Annotated in this window: 2 protein-coding genes; one reads left to right on the top strand and one right to left on the bottom strand. The window is 72.6% G+C overall.

Annotated features, from left to right (window positions below; translation table 11 throughout):
- Positions 1 to 369: 369 nt before the first annotated feature.
- Positions 370 to 882 (bottom strand): acyl-CoA thioesterase, encoded by a 513-nt coding sequence (locus C1I92_RS32870; protein WP_111258827.1) that lies wholly within the window; start codon positions 880 to 882, stop codon positions 370 to 372.
- A 183-nt stretch (positions 883 to 1,065) separates the two neighbouring features.
- On the opposite strand from C1I92_RS32870, the gene C1I92_RS32865 reads away from it, so the two are divergent.
- Positions 1,066 to 1,854, top strand: a complete 789-nt coding sequence (locus C1I92_RS32865; RefSeq protein ID WP_111258826.1) for an SAM hydroxide adenosyltransferase — start codon at positions 1,066 to 1,068, stop codon at positions 1,852 to 1,854.
- Positions 1,855 to 2,014 lie beyond the last annotated feature (160 nt).

Raw genomic sequence — 2,014 nt, 5'->3', positions numbered from 1 at the left:
ACAACGTCGCCAACGTCGCAAAACGGGCATACGCGGGCCGCTGAGGCGCGAACGTCGGCCGGAACGGCCGCGAAAGCGAGCCGGAGAGGCCCGAACGCGGGCCGGGAAAGCCAGCGCACGTGGGCCGGATGACGGTGCGGCGTGCCCACACTCCCCCGTCCCCCTGATAGCTGCCCGTTCTTGGCCGGGACGACGCGGGTCAAGTACGCGGCCCCCAACCACAAACCACACCAGCCACAACGGGCGCGGACTTGAGGCGCGTCGGCCCGGCTAAGAAAATGGGCAGCAGGGGGACGGCCAACGGTCGCCACCCTCGAAGCCAACTGTCGCGCCCCCTCAACGAACGCCAGCAGCCACCAAAGCCAACGATCAGGCCTCGGCGTGACCCAGCTCCCGCGACCGCAGGATCGCCTCGCGGCGGGCCAGCCGGTGCGTCCGGCGGATCTCCGCCTCGGCGAACCGGCGGCGGTCCTCGTCGGTCTCCGGCAGCACCGGCGGCACCTCCCGCGGCGCGCCGTCCGGGCCGAGCGCGACGAACACCAGATAGGCCGTCGCGACCGCCGTGGCCGGGCGGACCTCGTTCCACGGCTCGGCCACCACCCGCACGCCGACCTCCATCGACGTCCGGCCGGTCCAGTTCACCTTCGCGTGCGCGTGCACGAGGTTGCCGACATGCACCGGCTCGAGGAACGTCATCTCGTCCATCGATGCGGTGACGGCCGGGCCGCCGGAGTGCCGCTGCGCCACGGCGCCGGCGACGTCGTCGACCAGCTTCATGATGACGCCGCCGTGCACGGTGCCGAGCAGGTTCGTGTCGAGCGCGGTCATGATGCGCGACAGGCTGGTCTGCGCCGCCGAGGTGGGCCGGCCCTCTGGACTCATGCGGCCAGCGTAGGGGCCGGCCGTCGGGTATGGTCGGGGATGTGACGCACGTCCTGGCCACCATGCGAATGCTGCACCTCCGGTGCGGCCGTTCCATGCTGACCTGACGCTCACTCCGTCAGCTCAACGGGCTCCCGCACCGCGCGGGGGCCCGTTTTTTGTGCCCACTTTCCGAGGAGACCCATGTATCCACCGATCACCTACCTGACCGACTGTTCGGACACCAACGCGCGCGCCCGGCTGGCGACTCGCGTGGCGGCGCTGTTCGGCTCGTCGCCGGTCGTGCTGCCGCTGCATGGGGTCGAGGCGGCCGGGCTGACGTTGCTGGACGTGCTGCTGGCGACCGGCCGGCTCGGCGAGGACGGCTTCCCGACGGTGACGCTGGTCAACATCGCGCCGCGGGACGGACGATGGCCCAACGGCGCGCCGTTCGGCTGGTTCCGGCACGGCCGGCACACCGTCTTCACCACCTACGACCCGGTGCTGCTGGACCCGGTGCGCCGGCACCTCGGCGTGACGTCGGTCCAGGTGACCGACGCCCGGACGGTGCTCGACGCGGCCGGTCGGTGGGCCGCCATCGGCGAGCCGGACGCCGCCGACGTCGCCGCCACCCAGTTCCGCAGCCTCTGGTACCTGCCGCTGCTGGCCAAGTGGGTGCTCGACGACCACCCGGTGCCGTTCACGCCGACGGAGCTGCCGGCGCCGCACGGCCCCGACGGCGTGCGCGTCGCCCTCGTCGACAACTTCGGCAACTGCAAGCTGACGTCTACCGCCGCCGACCTGGGCGTGGTCGCGGGCGACCGGGTCGCCGTCGGCGCCGTCAAGGTGGAGTACCGGGACCGGCTGTCCGACGTGCCCGCCGGCGCCGCGGCGGTGGTCACCGGCAGCTCCGGTCCGGGCCTGCTGGAGCTGGTGGTCAACGGCGGCTCGGCGGCGGCCGAGTTCGGGCTGCGGGCCGGCGACACCGTCTGATCAGCAGGTTACAGAGCAGGCCGGCAACGGTAAGGTCAGGCGTGATGCGACCAGACGGCGAGGCAGGCATGGCGGCGGACGGGGTGGACGGCGGGCGCGGGGGGGCCGAGGTCAAGGTCACCACCTACCAGGCCGGCCACGTCCCGGGCGTCTCCTATCG

The organism is Jiangella anatolica, assembly GCF_003236295.1.
Taxonomy (GTDB): domain Bacteria; phylum Actinomycetota; class Actinomycetes; order Jiangellales; family Jiangellaceae; genus Jiangella; species Jiangella anatolica.
Note: the sequence above shows the minus strand (reverse complement) of the source record. Positions and strands in the feature narration are given on the sequence as shown.

Coding starts and splice junctions, on each gene's coding strand:
- C1I92_RS32865 (WP_111258826.1), top strand. CDS start 1,066: ATGTATCCACCGATCACCTACCTGACCGACTGTTCGGACACCAACGCG.
- C1I92_RS32870 (WP_111258827.1), bottom strand. CDS start 882: ATGAGTCCAGAGGGCCGGCCCACCTCGGCGGCGCAGACCAGCCTGTCG.